This is a genomic window from Arthrobacter sp. TE12232 (assembly GCF_054062615.1).
On the sequence record NZ_JBSSFK010000001.1, the window covers coordinates 3,088,224 to 3,107,104 of the forward strand.

Annotated in this window: 19 protein-coding genes; 16 read left to right on the forward strand and 3 right to left on the reverse strand. The window is 64.7% G+C overall.

Translation table 11 applies throughout. The features are described 5' to 3' along the window. Positions 1-23 precede the first annotated feature (23 nt). A complete protein-coding gene (locus ACVWZ7_RS13695; protein WP_456508175.1) occupies positions 24-1,502 on the forward strand; it encodes a C-glycoside deglycosidase beta subunit domain-containing protein in 1,479 nt (492 codons plus the stop codon). 62 nt (positions 1,503-1,564) lie between these two features. On the opposite strand, the gene ACVWZ7_RS13700 is transcribed toward ACVWZ7_RS13695, so the two are convergent. Next, complete coding sequence (locus ACVWZ7_RS13700; protein WP_456508176.1) at positions 1,565-2,509, reverse strand: LysR family transcriptional regulator; 945 nt, start codon at positions 2,507-2,509, stop codon at positions 1,565-1,567. A gap of 233 nt (positions 2,510-2,742) precedes the next feature. Here ACVWZ7_RS13700 and ACVWZ7_RS13705 point away from each other — a divergent pair, with 233 nt between their 5' ends. The 12 genes from ACVWZ7_RS13705 (at position 2,743) to ACVWZ7_RS13760 (ending at position 13,905) form a co-directional block, all read left to right on the forward strand. Beyond that, positions 2,743-4,038 carry an ABC transporter substrate-binding protein gene (locus ACVWZ7_RS13705; protein ID WP_344367059.1) on the forward strand — a complete coding sequence of 432 codons (1,296 nt, stop codon included), beginning with the start codon at positions 2,743-2,745 and terminating at the stop codon, positions 4,036-4,038. Between the two features lie 52 nt (positions 4,039-4,090). After that, positions 4,091-5,050 carry a carbohydrate ABC transporter permease gene (locus ACVWZ7_RS13710; protein ID WP_456508177.1) on the forward strand — a complete coding sequence of 320 codons (960 nt, stop codon included), beginning with the start codon at positions 4,091-4,093 and terminating at the stop codon, positions 5,048-5,050. A 3-nt stretch (positions 5,051-5,053) separates the two neighbouring features. Beyond that, entirely contained in the window at positions 5,054-5,890 is an 837-nt protein-coding gene (locus ACVWZ7_RS13715; RefSeq protein ID WP_344367055.1) for a carbohydrate ABC transporter permease, read from the forward strand. Between the two features lie 6 nt (positions 5,891-5,896). After that, positions 5,897-6,268, forward strand: coding sequence for a nuclear transport factor 2 family protein (locus tag ACVWZ7_RS13720; RefSeq protein ID WP_344367053.1), 372 nt, complete (start codon positions 5,897-5,899; stop codon positions 6,266-6,268). Between the two features lie 29 nt (positions 6,269-6,297). Then, positions 6,298-7,074 carry a TIM barrel protein gene (locus tag ACVWZ7_RS13725; RefSeq protein WP_223981419.1) on the forward strand — a complete coding sequence of 259 codons (777 nt, stop codon included), beginning with the start codon at positions 6,298-6,300 and terminating at the stop codon, positions 7,072-7,074. Further along, positions 7,071-8,633: a GMC oxidoreductase gene (locus ACVWZ7_RS13730; RefSeq protein WP_456508178.1), complete on the forward strand. Its 1,563-nt coding sequence runs from the start codon at positions 7,071-7,073 to the stop codon at positions 8,631-8,633. The genes ACVWZ7_RS13725 and ACVWZ7_RS13730 overlap by 4 nt, the downstream gene beginning before the upstream one ends. A 66-nt stretch (positions 8,634-8,699) precedes the next feature. Further along, positions 8,700-9,095, forward strand: a complete 396-nt coding sequence (locus ACVWZ7_RS13735) for a C-glycoside deglycosidase beta subunit domain-containing protein (RefSeq protein ID WP_456508179.1) — start codon at positions 8,700-8,702, stop codon at positions 9,093-9,095. Then, the gene (locus ACVWZ7_RS13740; protein WP_456508180.1) at positions 9,092-10,195 is read left to right on the forward strand and encodes a sugar phosphate isomerase/epimerase family protein; all 1,104 of its coding nucleotides are present in this window, start codon (positions 9,092-9,094) and stop codon (positions 10,193-10,195) included. Before ACVWZ7_RS13735 ends, ACVWZ7_RS13740 begins: the two co-directional genes overlap by 4 nt. A gap of 20 nt (positions 10,196-10,215) precedes the next feature. Beyond that, positions 10,216-11,280, forward strand: coding sequence for a sugar phosphate isomerase/epimerase family protein (locus ACVWZ7_RS13745; protein WP_456508181.1), 1,065 nt, complete (start codon positions 10,216-10,218; stop codon positions 11,278-11,280). Between the two features lie 8 nt (positions 11,281-11,288). Further along, positions 11,289-11,687 (forward strand): C-glycoside deglycosidase beta subunit domain-containing protein, encoded by a 399-nt coding sequence (locus tag ACVWZ7_RS13750; RefSeq protein WP_456508182.1) that lies wholly within the window; start codon positions 11,289-11,291, stop codon positions 11,685-11,687. Continuing rightward, positions 11,684-12,886 carry a Gfo/Idh/MocA family protein gene (locus tag ACVWZ7_RS13755; protein WP_344367037.1) on the forward strand — a complete coding sequence of 401 codons (1,203 nt, stop codon included), beginning with the start codon at positions 11,684-11,686 and terminating at the stop codon, positions 12,884-12,886. The genes ACVWZ7_RS13750 and ACVWZ7_RS13755 overlap by 4 nt, the downstream gene beginning before the upstream one ends. A gap of 14 nt (positions 12,887-12,900) precedes the next feature. After that, positions 12,901-13,905 (forward strand): sugar phosphate isomerase/epimerase family protein, encoded by a 1,005-nt coding sequence (locus ACVWZ7_RS13760; RefSeq protein WP_344367035.1) that lies wholly within the window; start codon positions 12,901-12,903, stop codon positions 13,903-13,905. A 76-nt stretch (positions 13,906-13,981) separates the two neighbouring features. On the opposite strand, the gene ACVWZ7_RS13765 is transcribed toward ACVWZ7_RS13760, so the two are convergent. Then, positions 13,982-14,995 (reverse strand): restriction endonuclease subunit R, encoded by a 1,014-nt coding sequence (locus tag ACVWZ7_RS13765; protein WP_456508183.1) that lies wholly within the window; start codon positions 14,993-14,995, stop codon positions 13,982-13,984. A gap of 68 nt (positions 14,996-15,063) precedes the next feature. On the opposite strand from ACVWZ7_RS13765, the gene ACVWZ7_RS13770 reads away from it, so the two are divergent. Continuing rightward, on the forward strand, positions 15,064-15,480 hold the full coding sequence (locus ACVWZ7_RS13770) for a C-glycoside deglycosidase beta subunit domain-containing protein (RefSeq protein ID WP_456508184.1): 417 nt from the start codon (positions 15,064-15,066) through the stop codon (positions 15,478-15,480). Between the two features lie 48 nt (positions 15,481-15,528). Here the strand turns inward: ACVWZ7_RS13770 and ACVWZ7_RS13775 are convergent, their stop codons facing one another. Continuing rightward, on the reverse strand, positions 15,529-16,791 hold the full coding sequence (locus ACVWZ7_RS13775; protein WP_344367029.1) for an ROK family protein: 1,263 nt from the start codon (positions 16,789-16,791) through the stop codon (positions 15,529-15,531). A 106-nt stretch (positions 16,792-16,897) separates the two neighbouring features. On the opposite strand from ACVWZ7_RS13775, the gene ACVWZ7_RS13780 reads away from it, so the two are divergent. Further along, complete coding sequence (locus ACVWZ7_RS13780; protein WP_456508185.1) at positions 16,898-17,938, forward strand: Gfo/Idh/MocA family protein; 1,041 nt, start codon at positions 16,898-16,900, stop codon at positions 17,936-17,938. Then, positions 17,935-18,741, forward strand: a complete 807-nt coding sequence (locus tag ACVWZ7_RS13785; RefSeq protein WP_456508186.1) for a hypothetical protein — start codon at positions 17,935-17,937, stop codon at positions 18,739-18,741. The genes ACVWZ7_RS13780 and ACVWZ7_RS13785 overlap by 4 nt, the downstream gene beginning before the upstream one ends. Positions 18,742-18,881 lie beyond the last annotated feature (140 nt).

An 18,881-nucleotide genomic window follows, 5' to 3' on the forward strand; every position in this document is an offset into this window, starting at 1 on the left:
CACCTCCCAGCAAAGAGACAACCATGCCAAACGGACTTCTTGACGATGCAAGCCTCCGCACCCACCCCGAGGGCCTCGCGCTGGCCCTGACACTTCCGTGGTACCGGAGCCTGTGGCTCTCCTCGGTCTCCAGCCTCCGGCTCATGGTCGACGGCCGGGAAATCCCCGCCGGGGACCTGGCCCTGGAACTGGACGGTATCCGCTATGCGCTCCCGGACCTGCCCGCGCAAAGCGAAACTCTCTGGTTCCTCCAGGAACATCCTCTGCTCATTGCCAAAACGGAGAGTCCTGTTGCCTTGGGCGAGCAGCACACAATCCAGATCATCGGTGAGCTGCGCCTGCCCTACATGCAGATTGCCCCCGGCCAGGACGGCGGTCCCGGCATGTACGTCCCCAATTTCGTCAACCAGACATTGGAGCTGACCGTCACGGACAAGGCGGCGGCGGCCCCGGAGCTGACGACGGCGGTCACCCCGCCTCCGCCCAAAGCTGAGGGGGATCCTTTCGCCCTCGGGCTCACCCTCTACTCGGCAAGTGCCGAATTCCGCGCCGGCTGGTACGACTTCGACGGCCTGCTGAGCCGGGTGGCGGAGCTGGGCATCGGCCCCGGGATCGAAATCGTGGCCTCTCAGGTCCTGCCTACCTATCCCAACGTGACGGACGACTTCGCGCGCTCCTGGCAGGAAGCCTTCGACAAACACGGTTTCACGGCCAGCTCCTTTGGCGCCAACCTGGACATGGGCAGGCGCCGTGACCGTGACATGACCCCGGACGAAGAGTACGAGTTCACGCAGACGCTCTTCCGCGGCGCCAAGAAGCTGGGTTTCCCCCTTGTCCGCATCCAGAGCGCGAAGCCGGAGCTTCTTCGCCGGCTCCTGCCGCTCGCCGAGGACCTCGAACTCAAACTTGCCTACGAGATCCATGCCCCCTTGGGGCCCAACTCGCCGGAGATCATGAAGGTCCGCGACGTCTATGCGGAGCTTGATTCGCCACTGTTGGGTTTCGTAGCTGACTTCTCCTCGACCATGCACAGCATGTCTCCCACGCTCCTGCGTGCTGTCCGCCGTGCCGGGCTGGACGACGAAGCCGTCCAAAGACTGCAGGCTATCTGGGCCACTGACGCCCCGATGCGGGTGCGGCAGGAGGAGTTCATTGCCTACCTGCGCGGACGCGACTTCGATCCTGCCCGGCTTGGGTCCTTCGCCCACCTGGCCTTTAACATGCACGGCCATGTCAGCCCCCAGGAGTGGGCTGACATCATGCCGCAAATCATGCACGTCCACGCGAAGTTCTACGACATTGATGCTCAGGGCAACGAGCCGGCCATCGATTATCCGGAACTCGTCCGCGTATTCGTCGAAGGCAGCTACCGCGGCTACTGGTCCAGCGAATGGGAGGGCCACGCCTTCGCCGAGCTTGGCGAGGTGGATCCGCTGCTGCTGGTCCGTCAGCAGCACGACCTCATCCGCAAGAGCATGCGGACGGCGCTGGCATCAGCCTGACGCTGCAACCGAACGTCCCATAGCCTCGATGCCCGTCCAACAATGGGCGGGCATCGAGGCATTTAAGGGGCTTCCTTTGTTGCGGCGGCTGCCACGATGTCAGCGGCCTCTTTGAAGAGGCCCCGCATCCACTCATGTTCCGAATCGCGGTTGTGCACGGGGTGCCACCACAGGGCATTCACCAGCGGAGTGGCATCGAAGGGCAGCGGCAGGATCCGCACCCCGCCTATCCGCAGCGCGAACGGTACCAGCGCCGCCTGGATGAGCGCGATCCGGTTGGTTCCCACCACAAAGTGCGGCAGGGACTGGAAACTTTCAACAACCACGTCCACGCGCGGCTCAACACCCAGCTGCTGGATCTGCCGTTCCGCCGACGTTGAGGCTGAGCGGGTCTGATAGGTCATCACCCAGGGAAGCTCGGCGATGTTCTCCATGGTGATGCGATCGCCGACGGCGTCGTTGGACGAGGAGACCACGGCCACCCACCCGTCCCTCCATAGATCCAGGTAGGGGAGCCCGGTAAGGAACCCGTGGGGGATCACCATGCCGTCTACGGAACGAAGGCGGTTGGCGGCATCCTCCACCACCATCGGGTTGTGAAGCATAAACCGGAAGCGGACCCCTGGCGCCCGCTCAGCGGCAAGTTCGGAGGCAACCCGGCCAATGGTCGTGAAGCCGTAGTCCGAGCCGTAGATGGAGAACTCACGCTCGGATTCCGTGGGCTCCCAGATGGCTTGGCTCTCGAAGACGCGGCGTGCGGCCTCGAGCGCGGTGGTGGTGTGCTCCGCGAGCCGCAGGGCGAAGGGGGTGAGCTCGTAGGCATTTCCGCGACGGGCCAGGATCGGGTCCCCGAAGTGGGATCTGAGCCTGGCGAGCGAGGCGCTGAGCGCCGGCTGGCTGAGGTGGAGCCGCTCCGCCGCCCTGGTCACGCTGCGTTCGGTAATGAGGGCATCCAGCGAAATCAGCAAGTTGAGGTCGAGCCGGGATAGCAGAACATGATTCATCACGGCACGGCAATCCTTCAACGGTGAACTAAGTAGGGCCAGTGTATCAGCGTCGTCGATAAGTTGGGCGGCCGGCATCAGACTTCTCGATGTAAGTGCTTCCGCTCACCCCCCGCATGACTTATGTCTGTCATCGGTAAGACTTATGTGCGTTTTCGGCACATCTCTTGCATACTGATGAGTGACCGGGGTCACGGCCCCGGATATTTTCGACAACGAAGTCAGAAAGGCTGGACATGACACAGCACCGCCGCTATTCGGGCCTCAAGGTCGGCGCCCTCGCCGTCCCCACTATCGCAGCCCTCGTCCTTACCGGCTGCTCAGCCTCCGCTGGCAGCAATTCCTCCGCTGGGGGCTCACAGGAATTTTCCCTGTCGTTCGCCACCTCCAACACCATTGAGAGCCCCTTCCAGGTCTTGGCTGAGAAGTACATGAAGTCGAACCCCAACGTGAAGATCACGTTCAACCCGCAGCCCAATGACTCGTACGACCAGACCCTGCGGACCCAGCTCCAGGCCGGAAACGCGTCCGACGTCGTGGTGACCGCGCCGGGTTCCGGCACCGGCCGCAGCATCCTGCCCCTCGTTCAGGCAGGTTTCCTTGAGCCTTTGGACGACGCCGCCAAGAAGCTTGTTCCCACGGGCAGCGAAGCCCTCTTTGGAACGGACGGAAAAGTCTACGGCCAGGCCCCGGAGATCACGGTGGTCGGGATGGTCGCCAATGAGACCGCCGCCAAAGCATCCGGCATCGCTGACTTCCCGTCAGACTTCTCCTCACTCCAAGAGCAGTGCAAAACGCTCGAATCGTCCGGCAAGTCGTTCTTCGCGCTGGCCGGCTCCGCTGCTCCAAACACCGGCCTGATGGCAATGTCGCTCGCAGCCTCCCGCGTTTATGCGGAGGACCCGAAGTGGAACGAAAAGCGTACCGCCAAGGAAACCACCTTCGCCGGCTCGGACGGCTGGAAGGCATCGCTGGAGGCAGTCACCAAACTGAATGACGCTGGCTGCTTCCAGAAGGGCGCCGCAGGTGCCGGCTTCGACGCCATCACCAAGGGCCTTGCCAGCGGAACTTCCGTTGCCGGATTTATCCCGGGCCCCAGCTGGAAGCAGTTGAAGTCTGCGGCCGCCGACTCGGATTTCGATGTGCGCGGGCTCCCTGCAGAGCAGAGCTCGGATAAGGGTTTCGTATTTGCCAGTGCCAACTACGCGTTTTCCATCAACGCGGCGTCCAAGAACAAGGACGCGGCGAAGGCTTTCCTCGATTGGGCCGCACAGCCTGAACAGACGAAGGCCTTCGCGGAAATCGACGGCGCTCTCCCGGTCAGCGGCCTGGACAGCTACGACTTCAACAGCGGTGCGTACAAGAACGTCGGTGATCTCATCAAGGGCGGAAAGTACGGCCCGCTGCCGAACAGCCAGTGGCCCAACTCAGCCGTGTACGATGCACTCGCCACCGGCGTCCAGGGCCTCATCACTGGCCAGAAGACTGCCGACCAGGTGCTGCAGGCGATGGATGCAGCCTGGGACCAGTAACGGCTTCACATCACCAAGCTCCGAGAACTCAAAGGGATAAGCAAGGATTACCATGACTGCGACGATGCAACCGAAAAGCGAAGCAGCTGAAGCACCCCGGCGAGGCAAGCGCACTCCGGGGGCGGACCCAAAGGCCCGCCCCCGGGGCAGGGGCCTACAGTTCGGGCACTGGTGGTGGGCGCTGCCCGGGATTGCCCTTGTCATCGCCATCCACTACGTGGCGACCGGCATCGGCGGCTTCTTCGCCTTCACCAACTGGACAGGCATCGGCTCGTTCAAAATGGTCGGCTGGCAGAACTTTGAAGCCATTTTCAAAGATCCCACCAAGCTCGGCGCCCTGCTGAACACTCTCTTCCTGGCCTTTGGGTCGGTCTTCCTTGGCAGCGTCGCGGGCCTCATCATCGCCCTCGGCCTGAACCGGGTCCTCAAGACGCGCTACATCCTCCGCACTCTCTTCTTCATGCCCGTGGTGCTCAGCCCCCTCGCCACGGCCTACATCTGGAAGTACATCTTCGACTTCGACGGTCCGATCAACGTCTTCCTGACCTCGATAGGCGCCGGCGACCTCGCGAAGCCCTGGCTCGCGGACCCGCAGTGGGCCATCTGGACGGTGCTGGTGGTGCTTGTCTGGAGCTCTACCGGCTTCGCCATGGTGATCTTCATGGCCGGACTGGCCGGCGTGCCGGTGGAAGTCGAGGAGGCGGCCGCCATTGACGGCGCCAACCTGTGGCAGCGATTCCGGAACGTCACGCTGCCAGCTATCCGCCCCGCCATTGCCATTGCGACCACCCTGGGAATCGTCCAGGGGCTTCGGGTCTTCGACCCCATCATGGCCTTGACCGGGGGAGGGCCGGCGGGTGCAACCGAAACGCTGGCCACCCAGGTCTACAAGCAGGCGTTCGCGCTCGGGAACTTCGGTGGCGGTGCCGCCCTGGCCCTAGTGCTGGCCGTCATCATCCTGTTCTTCGCCGTTCTCCAGCAGCGGCTGACGCGATCGAACCCCGAGGACTAACAAATGTTCCGCTACACCAAACTCACCTTGCTCCGGGAAATTGGTCTCTGGGCTTTGGCGCTAATCTTCCTCGCCCCGTTCTACTTCCTGGTGACCACGGCTCTTAAGCCTGACAGCGAGATGTATACGACGTCGCCCCTCGCGCCGCCTAAGAGCCCGGACTTCAGCAACTTCGTGGCTGTCTTGACGGCCACGGGCAACTCCAACGTGGTCATGGGCCTTGTGAACAGTGTCATCATCACAGCGGGCAGCATAGTCGGATTGATCGCACTGGGCTCAATCACCGGATATGTGATCTCCCGCAACACCCGCCGCTGGAGCAGGGGCGCGTACTATCTCTTCCTCATTGCCATCATCCTCCCCGGCCAGCTCGGCGCCGTTCCCCTCTATATGGGTGCGCGTGCCATTGGCCTCACGGGATCGGCATGGGGCCTGATCATCCTGTACACCGGCATGCTCCTGCCGCTGTCGATCTTCCTTTACGCGAACTTCTTCCGGGGTCTTGGCACAGATTATGAGGAAGCGGCAACTATCGACGGCGCCAGCAAGTCCCAGATCTTCTCCAAGGTGGTGTTCCCCATGATGGCTCCTGCCACCGGCACGGTCACCATCTTCGCCGGACTCATCGTATGGAACGACTTCTTCACCTCGCTGATCTTCCTGGGCGGCTCTGCGAACCAGACGCTGCCGGTGGCCATGTACTACTACATCGGCTCCCTGGTCTCGAAGTGGAACTCGATCTTCGCGATCGTGATCGTCTCCATGATTCCCATCCTGGCGCTGTTCCTGTTCGCCCAGAAGCGATTCATCCAGGGCTTCTCCGGCGGCCTGAAGGGCTGACCCGCGATGGTTGACAACCGCGCAGCGTTCGAGCGCTTCGTGGAGATCTTCTACACCCAAAAACGGGTGCGTGAAGCCTTCGACTTCCTTGTGGCCGGCGACTACCGGCAACACAACCCGACTATTCCTGACGGGCCTGAGGCGGCTATCCGGATGCTCACGCCAAAATTTGATGGATCCCCGGACGCGAGTTTCGATATCCAGCGCATCCTCGTGGACGGTGACCTGGCGATGGTGCATGTACGCGCTTCAGGTCCAGGGCGTCCCGACGCGGCCGTCGCAGACATCTACCGCTTCGAAAACGGGCGGATTGTTGAGCACTGGGACGTGCTTCAACCGGTCCCGGAGCGTCCGGTCCACGACCACCCCATGTTCTAAACCACTCTTCAACATTTCAGGAGAAACCCATGTTCCAACTTTCGCCAAATATTGACCTTTTGTTCGCCGAATCAGGCGAAAGCGCCGCGGACCGGGTCCGTGCCGCCGCTGCCGCCGGCTTTGACGCCGTCGAGATGTGGGGCCCGACGGGCAAGGACATTCCGGCCCTCAAGGACGCACTCGAGGAAACCGGAGTCCAGCTCACTGCCCAGCTCGCGGAACCGCGCATGCAGTTCATGATCCCGCCCCGAAACCACGAGCCCTTCTACGAGGGGCTGGACGCCGGCGTGGCGGTAGCGCAGCAGCTCGGCTGCCCACGCATCGTGGTGGGCAGCGGCACCGGCTTCGGCGGGCGCAAGCGGCAGGACCAGCTTGACGAGCTGATCGAAATCTTCACCCGCGGCGTCGCGCACATCGAGGGCTCCGGCATCACCCTGGTCCTCGAGCCGGTGAACATCCGGGTTGACCACCCTGGGGCGCTGCTGGACCGGACCGCGGAAGCCGTCTACGTCGCCCGCGGCGTGAATTCCCCGAACTTCGGCGTCCTCTACGACCTGTACCACTCCACCGTCGAAGGCGAGGACGTGGCCGCCGAACTCGCCAACGCCGGCAGCCTCATCAAGTACGTGCAGATCGCCGACGCCCCGGGCCGCGGGGAGCCGGGTTCAGGATCCATCGACTGGCCCGCCCGGCTCGCAGACCTGCAGAACAGCGGCTACTCCGGCCCCATCGGGCTCGAGTACTACCCGACTATTGACTCGGCAAAGTCCGTGCGCCGCATCCAGGAACTGGTGGCGGGGCGATGAGCAGCCGCCGGTACCCCGACACCGTCGACGTCGCCATCGTTGGCAGCGGACCGACGGCATCAACGTACGCGCGAATCCTCAGCGAGGAGGCGCCCGGCGCCACCATCGCCATGTTCGAAGTGGGTCCCACGGTCAGCAGCCCGCCCGGGGCGCACGTGAAGAACATCGGGGACGCTAAACGCCGCAGCCTTGCCCAGCGGGCATCGGAAGGCCCCGGAGCCGGCGCGGAAACGGTGAATTCACCCGGCGCCGTCAAAAGCGGGGAGCGCCGCGCCCGGCCCGGCACCTACCTGCTGCCGGACGGCTACGCGTTCCCCGGAGAAGACGGGATGCCAGTCGCCGCCATGTCGAGCAACGTGGGCGGCATGGCTGCCCACTGGACCGCCGCCTGCCCGCGCCCGGGCGGGCAGGAGCGCATCGCATTCCTGCCGGACCTGGAGCAGCTTCTCGAGGACGCCGACCGCCTGCTGGGCGTGACCACCCATGCCTTTGATGGCGCCCCGTTCTCGGACCTCGTCCGCGGACGCCTTGCAGCCGTTGTGGATGAGGGCCGGGACCGGGCCTACCGCGTCCAGCCCATGCCGCTCGCCGTGCACCGCCGGAAGGACGGCGGCCTTGTCTGGTCAGGCTCCGACGTCGTCATGGGGGACGTGACCCGGGATAACCGGCAGTTTGAACTTTTCGACGAGTCGCTGGTGACCCGCGTGCTCGTAGATGACGACGGCAGGGCTGCCGGCATTGAAGTCCAGGACCGGCGCAGCGGGGAAAGCCATCAGGTGGCTGCCCGTTACGTTGTGGTGGGCGCGGATGCCCTGCGCACGCCGCAACTGCTGTGGGCTTCCGGAATCAGGCCCTCCGCGCTGGGCCGTTATCTCAACGACCAGGCGCAGGTGGTGTTCGCGAGCAGGCTGCGTGACGTCGAGGCCGAGCATGGCCCGGCGGCCGCGGACGGCACGCTCAGCGAGCAAAGCGGGGTGGCGTGGGTTCCGTACACTGACGACGCACCATTCCATGGCCAGATCATGCAGCTGGATGCGTCCCCTGTCCCGTTGGCCGAAGATGACCCTATTGTCCCGGGATCCATTGTTGGGCTGGGCCTGTTCTGCGCCAAGGACCTTCAGCGGGAGGACCGGGTGGCGTTCGACGACGACGCCCGCGACTCATACGGAATGCCCGCCATGCGCATCCATTACCGCCTCACGGGTCGCGACCACGAGGTGCTTGAACGTGCCCGGCAGGAAATCGTCCGGCTGGGCAAGGCGGTGGGCGAACCGCTCGACGAGCGCCCCTTCGTCCTCCCGCCGGGGTCTTCGCTCCACTACCAGGGCACAACGCGCATGGGCGCGGCGGACGACGGCGAGAGCGTGTGTTCCCCGGACAGCCAGGTCTGGCAGGTCCCCGGCCTCTTTGTGGCCGGCAACGGCGTGATCCCCACCGCCACGGCGTGCAATCCCACGCTGACGGCGGTAGCGCTCGCGGTGCGCGGTGCGCGGAGGATCGCGGAAGAAATCACCCGCTCTTTACTTATGTCTGAATCTGACATTAGACTGACTAAATAATGAAGAAGTAGCCCACGCCATTCTGTTCAAGCACAGGCAAGACATGCCGCAGACAAGGAGGTCGCGATGATCGCCGACCGCATTATCGAGCAGGGAACACTCACCACCCAGGACGGCCGAACAGCCGTCGAAGTCCGCATCCCCTGGTACAGGGCCCTGCCGGGTTCGTGCATTGCCGGGGCGGCGTTGAGCATTGACGGCGTCAGCGCACCGGAGGGCTCGCTGCGCTGGACCATGAACAACCGCACCTTCAGCTTCGAGGAACTCGTGGACGAGACCGGCGAATGGTGGTTTCCCTTGGACTCGGCCGTTCTTTCGGGCGACGTTCCCGTAGCGGATCAGCAGGTTGAGCACGAGGTCCGGGTCGACCTGAAGCTCTATATCCCGTACATCATCACCGACCACGGCGTGCTGCATATCGAAGAGCACGACACCAGGACCATGAAGGTGGCACAGCGATGACCAGCCTCGGCACGCCGATCCAGGGCGTCACCCTTTACAGCTTCACCCGGGCCTCCCACGCCCGGCAGTACGACCTCGATGGCCTGATCCGCAAAGTTGCGGCCGAAGGCTTCGGCCCCGGCCTTGAGGTCATCGGATTCTCCAGCCTGCGGGGCTTCCCGGACCGGATCGATGACACCTTCGTTGGGCAGTTCCGTGACCTGGTTGCCGAGGTTGACCTGGTGCCCACCTCGCTCGCAGTTAACGTTGACACGGGCATCCGCCGTGACCGGCTCATGAACCACGACGAGCTGGTCGAGTACATGCGCAAGCAGATCGAAGTGGCCGCCCGGCTCGGCTTCCCGATCGCCCGGGTACAGATCTCGCTGACTCCCGACGCGATGGAAAGCCTGCTTCCCGTGGCGGAGCAGTACGGGGTCACCCTGGCCCTGGAAGTCCACGCGGACCAGCACGGCGCCCATGAACGTGTCCTGGCCCTGCGCGACCGCTATGAAAAACTCAATTCCCCGCTGTTGGGCTTCACCGCCGACTGGGGCGCCACGGTCACGGGCTTTGCTCCTTCCCTGCTGGAGGCCTACCGCCGCCGCGGTGCTTCCGAGGAGCTTCTCCGGCAGGTGGTGGAGATGTGGAACGGTTTCCATGCCGAAGGACCGCCCAACACACAAAAGGTCCATGGTGAGCGCTTCGGGGCGTTCATTGGCTTGGCAGCGCGCAACGGCCGGCCGGACCTTGGGATCGACTTCGCCATCAACGGAACAGGTCTCTTCGGTCCGGCGCCGCTGGACACGTGGCTGGAAATCATGCCGTGGGTACGCCACGTGCACGGCAAGTTCTTTGGCATCGACGAGAACGGCGAAGAGCCCTCGGTACCGGTACGTGACCTGGTCCGGCAGCTCGTCGAGAACGGCTACTCCGGTGCAATCTCCAGCGAATACGAAGGCTGGCACTGGAACAACTGGCAGGACCCGTTCGACATAATCCGCGGCGAGCAGGCCGTCCAGCGTTCGGCCGCGGCCAACGCCGGTTCGTCCATGATCACCGACGCCTCCGAGGCGCGCCGCATCCTCAACAGCCATCTCGCCCAGCCCGTCCGCGGCTGACAACGAAGGAACTAAAAGACATGTCAGAAGGCATCGCAGGCTCGGGTATCGAGCTAGGCATTACCCTCTATTCACTCACCTCCGAGTTCGCCGCCGGGCTTTACACGCCCGAGACGCTGATCAAGGCTGTTGCCGACGAAGGCCTCGGCCCCGGCGTCGAATTCAACATCGCGCAGATGCTGCGCACCTACCCCGACGTGGACGATGACTTCATCCGCCTCTGGCGCGACAGCATGGACCGCTACGGCCTGACACCCAGCGCCGTCGGCACCAACCTGGACATGGGCCGCCGCAAGGACCGGGACATGACGCCGGACGAGGAGTACGACTTCTTCGCCGCGCAACTGCGCACCGCCAACAAGCTCGGATTCCACCGCGTGGTAATACGCTCCGCCGGCAAGGAACTACTCCGCCGGCTGCTTCCCCTGGCCGAGAAGTACGACCAGAAGCTCGGCTACGAAATCCACGCACCGCAGGGCCCGAACGACCCCAAGATCCTGCAGATCCGGGAAATGTACGAGGAGCTGGGAAGCGACCGGCTGGGTTTCACCGCGGACTTCAGCTCCACGATGCACAGCCTTTCCCCGACGCTGTTCCGCACCCTGACGCAGATGGGACTGCCCGAGGAGCACTTCGCCGTCATGCAGGACATCTGGCGCAAACCATTGCCCATGCACGAACGCAACCAGGAGTTCGAGGACTACCTCAACGCCAACAACTTCGATCCCGCACGCCTCGGCCCGTTCACCCGGCTGGCCTTCAACATGCACGGCCTGGTTCCACCGGAGGAATGGCTGGACATCATGCCGCAGATCTTCCACGTCCACGCGAAGTTCTACGACATTGACGAGAACGGCAATGAACCTGCGATGGACATTGCCCGGATTGTGCACCAGTTCGTTAGAGGCGGCTACCAGGGATACCTCTCCAGCGAGTGGGAGGGGCACGCGTTCGCGGATCTCGGCGAATCCGATCCGATCGACCTCGTCAAGAAGCAGCACACGCTGATGCGGAGTGCCATTGAAGCGGCCGTTGACCCTAATGCACCCGACTCCCACACGACCTTGGTCGAGACCGTTAAGTAAGGAAAGCCATGGCAACTCACAATTCCCTGTTCCAGGACACCAACGTCCGCAGGCACCCCGAGGGCATCGCCGTGTCGGTGCAGCTGCCCTGGTACCGCAGTCTCTGGCTGTCTGCCGTTGACGACGTCGCCGCAACAGTTGACGGCGTGCAGATACCCAAAGCGTCCCTCCGCTTCGAATTGCAGGGAAGGTCCTACTCCATAGCTGAGCTTCCGGAGCAATGGGAAACCCTGTGGTTCGTCGCAGACAAGCCCGACGTCATCATCCCGCTGGACCGCGTCCCCGACGCCGGCGAGGAGATCGACGTCGAAGTCATCCTCACGCTCCGCCTGCTCTACATGCAGATCGCACCCATGCGCTACGTGGGCAACCGCGTGGCGGTCGAGCGCAAGGTAGTGCTCGCATGAGCACCCTGCGTGTGGCCATGATCGGCTATGGCTTCATGGGCGCCGCCCACTCCCAGGGCTGGCGCACGGCACCGCGGGTGTTCGACCTGCCGGCCGAGCCGGAAATGGCGGTCGTTGTGGGCCGGAACGCCGAAGCGGTGGCTGCCGCCGCCCAAAAGTGGGGCTGGGCAGAATCAGCCACAGACTGGCGGGAAGTGATCGCGCGGGACGATATCGACGTCGTCGACATCGTCACGCCCGGTGACTCCCACGCCGAAATCGCGATCGCGGCGCTTGCGGCCGGGAAGCACGTCTTGTGCGAAAAGCCGCTGGCCAACACGGTGGCGGAAGCCGAAGCGATGGCCGAGGCTGCGGAGCGCGCGGCAGCCAGGGGCATCCGGGCGATGGTGGGCTTCACCTACCGCCGTGTCCCGGCCGTCACCTTCCTCCGCAACCTCATCGCCGAAGGCGCAGTGGGGACGATCAACCACGTGCGCGCCTCCTACCGGCAGGACTGGCTCGTGGACCCCGAAATGCCGCTGGCCTGGCGTCTGCAGAAGGAACACGCCGGTTCCGGGGCGCTGGGGGACATTGGTGCCCATGCCATTGACCTGGCCCAGTTTGTCACCGGGCTAAACCTGGCGAAGGTGTCCGGCGTCATCGACACCATCGTGAAGGAGCGGCCTCTCCTGAACTCAAGTTCCGGGCTGTCCGGCACTGGACTCTCCGGCGCTGCCGGGACCGGCTACGGCCAGGTGACCGTGGACGATATCGCCATCTTCACCGGCCGCTTCGAAACCGGGGCGCTGGCGTCGTTTGAAGCCTCACGCTTTGCCACCGGCCGCAAGAACGCGCTGGAGATCGAGGTTTCGGGCGACAAGGGCGCCCTGGCCTTCGACCTTGAGGACCTTAACAGCGTCCGGTTCTACGACCGCACCGCACCCGCGGACCGCCAGGGCTTCAGGAAGATCCTCGTCACGGAAGCGGACCACCCCTACGTTTCGGCGTGGTGGCCCGCGGGTCACATGCTCGGTTACGAGCACGGCTTCTCCCACCAGGTCAAGGACCTCGTGGAGGGCATCGTGGGCGGCACAAACCCGCACCCGTCGTTCGCTGACGGGCTGAGGGTGCAGCGGGTGCTCGACGCCGTCGAGCGCAGTTCCGAAAATGATTCCGTCTGGACACGCGTCGCTGCCGGCGTTCCCGTGCTGGCCGGCTGAGGAGGGGGGAGCAGATGGCTCGACCAATCACACTGTTTACCGGCCAGTGGGCCGACCTGCCGTTCGAGGAGGTCGCCCGGCTCGCCGGCGAGTGGGGCTACGACGGCCTGGAGATCGCCTGCTGGGGTGACCACCTGGATCCTTGGCGCTGGGATGACGACGCCTACGTGCAGGGCAAGCTGGACATCCTTGAACGCCACGGACTCAACGTGTGGACCATCTCCAACCACCTCAAGGGCCAGGCAGTCTGTGACGACCCCATCGATGAACGGCACCGCGGCATCCTGCCTGACGTTGTGTGGGGCGACGGCGAGCCCGAAGGGGTCCGCCGCCGTGCCGCCGAGGAACTGAAGAACACCGCACGGCTCGCCGCCAAGCTCGGCGTTAAGACGGTAACCGGCTTCACGGGATCATCCATCTGGAAGTACGTGGCAATGTTCCCGCCCGCCTCCGAAAAGATGGTCGACGCCGGCTACCAGGACTTTGCGGACCGGTGGAACCCCATCCTGGACGTCTTCGACGAGTGCGGCGTCCGGTTCGCCCACGAGGTGCACCCGTCCGAGATCGCGTACGACTACTGGACAACGCAGCGCACCCTGGAGGCGATCGGACACCGCGAGGCCTTTGGCCTGAACTGGGACCCGAGCCATATGGTGTGGCAGGACATCGACCCGGTGGGGTTCCTGTGGGACTTCAAGGACCGCATCTACCACGTGCACTGCAAGGACACGAAGAAGCGGCTGGCCAACGGCCGCAACGGGCGCCTCTCATCCCACCTGCCCTGGGCTGATCCGCGCCGCGGCTGGGACTTCATCTCCACAGGCCACGGCGACGTGCCATGGGAGGATGCGTTCCGGATGCTGAACGCCATCGACTACCGCGGCCCGCTGTCCGTGGAGTGGGAGGACGCCGGCATGGACCGGCTGGATGGTGCCCCCGAGGCGCTTGCGTTCGTCCGCCGGCTCTCCGGCTATGAACCGTCCGCAGCGGCCTTCGACGCCGCTTTCAGCACCAAGTAGCACACAGCGGAACGGCCGGTCCCAGGTACTTCGGGGGCTGGCCGTTCCGCTGTTCAGTTGTAGTTTTGAGCTTTGATCAGACCGCAGCCCTGCCGGTCGGCGCTGACCCCGCCAGGCAAGTCTCCGCCAGTGCCAAATGCCTGCGCGTCGTCTCCGTCGGGTCATCCTGCAGCCACTCGTGGCCACCCCATTCGCTGGTCAGCGTGCCGGTGAAACCTTTCCTGCCGAGCAGGCTGCCAAGGTCCCGCAACGGCTGCGAAACCCGGCCGCCGTCGTCGTCCAGGTCCCAGAACTTCAAATGGAAGGCACCCACCAAGGAGAGGATGCCCTGAAGGTCTGCGGCATCGCTGCGGCCGAACCGGATGAGCAAGTTCATGAAGAGGGTATGGATGTGCGGCGGAACCTTCCCTGAGCGGAGCAGGCCCGTGACGGCGTCGAGCGTGGCTGGGTCCTGCCAGTCATTCTCCAGGCGCACCAGAAGTTCCGCGGAGACGCCTCCGCGCCGCAGCTCTTCAAGGTAGGTCACGGGAAGGGCAGGCATCAGCATGCTGATATCCACGAGCACGCGCACATGGTCATCTGCCAGCCCGGCTATTGCATCCAGGGCTGGAGCCACGGAAGGGTTCCGTGGCGACTGCTGCCCTTGGATCTCTTCATACAGCACCAGGTCGAGCTCATGCAGCAGCGGTTGCAGCAGCGTCAGCAGTTCCGTGCCCGCCTGTCCGACCGGCAACCGGACTCCGCTCGCGCCCACCCGGCGGGCGGCGTGGAGTTGGGGGACCAGGAAGTCCAGACGTTCCTGAAGCGAACGGCGTTCGGTTGGCGATGTGAAGTCGTCCAGGCTGGCACCAACGATGCTGACGCGTGCCCCTCTAGCGGCCAGCGAATCCCGCAGTTCGTCCACCTCGGCGTCCTGCGGAGCGGGGAAGGTCCGCCACAGCAGTCCAGGCTCGAGCTCTATTGTCTTCACCGCGGAGTCTGCGATGCCAGTGACGATGTCTTGGGCCGTTCGCCGTGCTGCCGTGATCTCGGGGGCCCAGTTGAAGGAGCTGGCGCAGAGGGTCCAGTTGTCTGGAATTTCGGGGGCCATAGCATGCCTTCCCATTTATGCTCATGAATGACAAACTTATGTCACTTTTAGGATAAAGGACGCAAGTCATGTTGCAAACCGCTTTGCGAGAAGATGCGCTGACGGCCACGCCCGCGGGCTTTGAGCTGAGGGTGGGTCTTCCCTGGATCCGCTCGATGCCCTTGTCCAGCTTGGGCGGCTTTGCAGTTGAGATCGACGGCGTAAGGGTGCCACCCGGGGAGTTGGCGGTGGTTCTGGGGGCCCGCAGTGTGCCGGCAGATTCGCTGCAGGCCGAGTCTGGCTGGTGGTTCGTGCAGGACAGGCTGGTCCTGGCCGGCAAACGCGAACTTCGCGGCGGTGCACACGCCGTGGCTGTCTGCTTCCAGCTCCTGGTGCCTTACCTGCAGGCAGGTCCCGGCTCGCCGCTGCTCCTGCCGTTCCGCCTGGAGGCCCTGCTGGATCCTGACCGGGTGCCGGTGCCCAGCGTGTCCCGCGACGTGGCCTGAGGGGGCCGGGGGCGCTTTCCCGTCATGCCGGTACCCTACGCCGGAATTTTACGCCGGAACGGCGGCTCGTTCAGGGGACGGCCGGCCCTCCGCGAACCAGCGGGGGAAAGTGACGTCGAACAGCTGCTCGCGGGCCAGTTCAGCTCCGCCGCGCAGCGGTTCGCGCTCATCGTTTACCGAGAGCGTGATGGTTAGGTCGCGGGTGGCGAGCGGCAGTGACAGTTCATAGACCCGCTGGCGCACCTCGGCCAGGAACACTTCACCGGCGGACGCGATGGCACCGCCGATCACAATGACTCCCGGATTGAACATGTTCACCAGGGCTGAAATGGTCTCGCCTGCCACCCGTGCCGACTTCTGGATGAGGGTGATGGCCAGGGGGTCCCCGTCGTGGGCTGCCAGGGTGATGTCCTCGAGGGTCAGCGCTCCCTTTTTCGCCTTCGGGGCCAGGGAGCTGCCAGCACCTTCCTTGATGGCCTGTTCGGCATCCCGGACCAGGGCCCAGCCGCCGGCAACCGCTTCCAGGCAGCCGATCTTGCCGCAGCGGCATTGTGCGTCGGAATCGGAAACCCGGACGTGTCCGATGTCGCCGGCGGCCCCGTTTGCACCACGGTGAATCCTGCCCTTGGACAGCAGGCCCGCTCCGACTCCTGAGCCGATCTTGCAGTAGATGAGGTCCACCAGGGCGTCGCGCCGCCGGGCACGTTCGCCGAGGGCAAGCAGGTTGGAGTCGTTATCTACCCATACCGGTGCGTTGAACCGTTCCTCGAATGGCGCGCGGACATCGTAACCGTTCCACCCCGGCATGATCGGAGGCGCCACGGGCTGCCCCGAGGCGAAGTCCACCGGGCCCGGAAGCCCCACCACCACACCCCAGACGGGCACCTCCGCGTCTTTCTTCAGGATGTCGTCAATCAGGGACATCGCCGCGTCGATGGTCTTCTCCGGACCCTGCGCGATATCCCACGTGCGGTGCCTGTGTTCCAGGATGTCGCCGTCGAGGGCCGCTACGCCAACCCTCATATGAGCCGCTCCGAGGGCGCAGATCACGATCCGCCCCCGCTCCGCGCGGAAACGTAGGGTCCGGGGGGCGCGGCCCCCGGACGAGGCTCCGAACTCGCCATCGCCGAGGAAGCCCATCTGGATGGCCTGATCCACGCGCTGACTGACAACGCCCCGGCCCAAGCCGGTGACCTTGCCGATTTCAGGGCGCGTGGTGGCCTCGCCCGTGCGCACCAGGTTGACGATCCGCAGGAGGCTCGTTACTTCATCCGTCTGTGCTCCAAAGCGGAGGGTGGAGTCTGTCGTCATGGCAACAATTCTCACACATTGGAGCGACTAAGGTGCGGCTTGATGTGACTATAGCCAAAACTTTTCCTACTTATGAATAATAAGAACATAAGAAGGGGGGGCAGCGATGCCTTGGGGAGTAGGGATTCTTGGAGCAGGGCCGGGCGTCGCGGCCCTTCACCTGCCGGTGCTGGGAGGACTGGCGGAACTATTCACGGTGCAGCACATTGCCGATGCCGGGAGCGGTCGCGCCCGGGGGCTGGCGGAGAGGCTTGGCGCCCGCTGGTCGGAGGGGGACGCGGACCTCCTTGAAGACCCAACGGTGGAGGTGGTGGCCGTCTGCAGTCCGCCTGCGCAACATGCGCGCCAGATTATGGAGGCAGTGGCTGCCGGCAAGCGCGCCATTTTCTGCGAGAAGCCGTTGGCCACCAGCCGGGAGGAAGCCGATGAGGTCATTACTGTGTGCCGGGCCGCCGGCGCCATTCTGGTGGTGGGAACCAACCACCTGTTTGATGCGGCCTGGGGACGCGCGAAGCATCATCTTGTGGCCCTCGAAGGCCGGGTCCAGGCAATCTCCGTGACGCTCGCGCTCCCGCCAAATGACAGGTATCACCGGCTGGTGGTCGAGGGCGGTCCCCTCCCGGCGGCCCGGCGGGGCCGTCCTGACCTGGACGATCCAGCAGTGGCGGCCGGCGTCCTGCGGCAGTTGCTGACGGGCCTCGCGATCCATGACTCTCCAGCCGTCAGGGACATTGCGCCTGGCGTCGACGAAGTGGTGTACGCGAAGGTGGCCAGGCCCATCGGCTACCTGGTGGGGTACCGGGCGGGTGACGTCTTGGTCCAGTTGGCGCTCACCATGCTTCCGGAAGGGCCGGACGCGCTCTGGCGGATGGGCGTCGCCACCTCCCATGACCGTATCGAGGTTAATTTCCCGCCGGCCTTCGTCCATGCCGGAAGCGCGGCCGTCCGCGTCCGAAGCGTGGACGGGCAGTGGACAGAGTACCGGCGGGATCCGGAAGACGGCTATGTGGCGGAGTGGCGCCTGCTTGCGTCGCTCCTTGAGGGTGCAGCCCCGGTGGAGTATGACGAACTGCTGGCCGACTCGCTCCATGCAATTGACCTCGCCGATGCTGTCGTGGCGAAAGTTCTTGAAGGGGTGCCGCAGTGAATCCCGCAGTTCGAGGGTTCGGCGTCTGCACCGCAATGCCTGCCTATGTTGCCGCTATTGCCGAACTTCCCCTGAGCGCAGTGCGCACGGACGACGTCCGTGGCGCGGTGGCCGTGGTGCCTGGATCCGGAAATTGGTGGCAGGGCATGCTGGCCGCCCGGGCGGAAGGAGCGGTGGCTGTGGTGCTTGCGGACCCCGGGGTGCTTCCGCAGGAATCCCTTGCATCCCGACCCTGGCCGGGCGATATCCCACTGATCGCCGAGCGCCCCCGCCTGCGCCCCGACGTTGTTGCTGATGCAGTCCGGGCAAGGCGGGGAAGCCCGGCCCGGATCGTCACCGTCGAGTGTGCGGCTCCCGCTGCAAACTTCGATGCCGTACTCCGGGACGGCTTTGGCTGGGCGCGGTCCCTGACCGGGCGGCCGCTGACTCCACAGGCCTGCAGGGCCACTGCCCACGGCAGGATCGCGCTCCTGGACTCCGCGGGCCCCGACGGCGGATCGGTTCCCGCTACCCTCGTCGGGACACTGGTGGGCGGGACTCACCTCGGAGGGCTGGTCCAGGTGTTGGCCCTCGGTGAGGTGAGGACGGAAATAACCGTGGACCAACCCGCCGGGCTGACGCGCCTGGAGACGTCCACCGCGGGCGGCGCGTTGAGGGCTCCGGAACGCTACGAATCATCAGCCCGCCTTGCGCTCCGCCGGGCTCTTGTTGCCTGCTCCTCGGGCCGGAACGTCACCGACCTGGATGAGCTGCTCGAGGACATGGCCCTCACCTGGGCCTTGAGGGGCACCTGGCGCGAATGATGTCGAATTCGGGCATTCTTTTGTTGTTTTTGGACTAAAGTGAGGTAGCATGGCTAGTGGCGCCGGGGTTCCCTCGGGACCCGTTCTCGTCCGTGATGGTGCGGCCGAGGCACAACACGTCGCGTCGACGGCCCGATCGT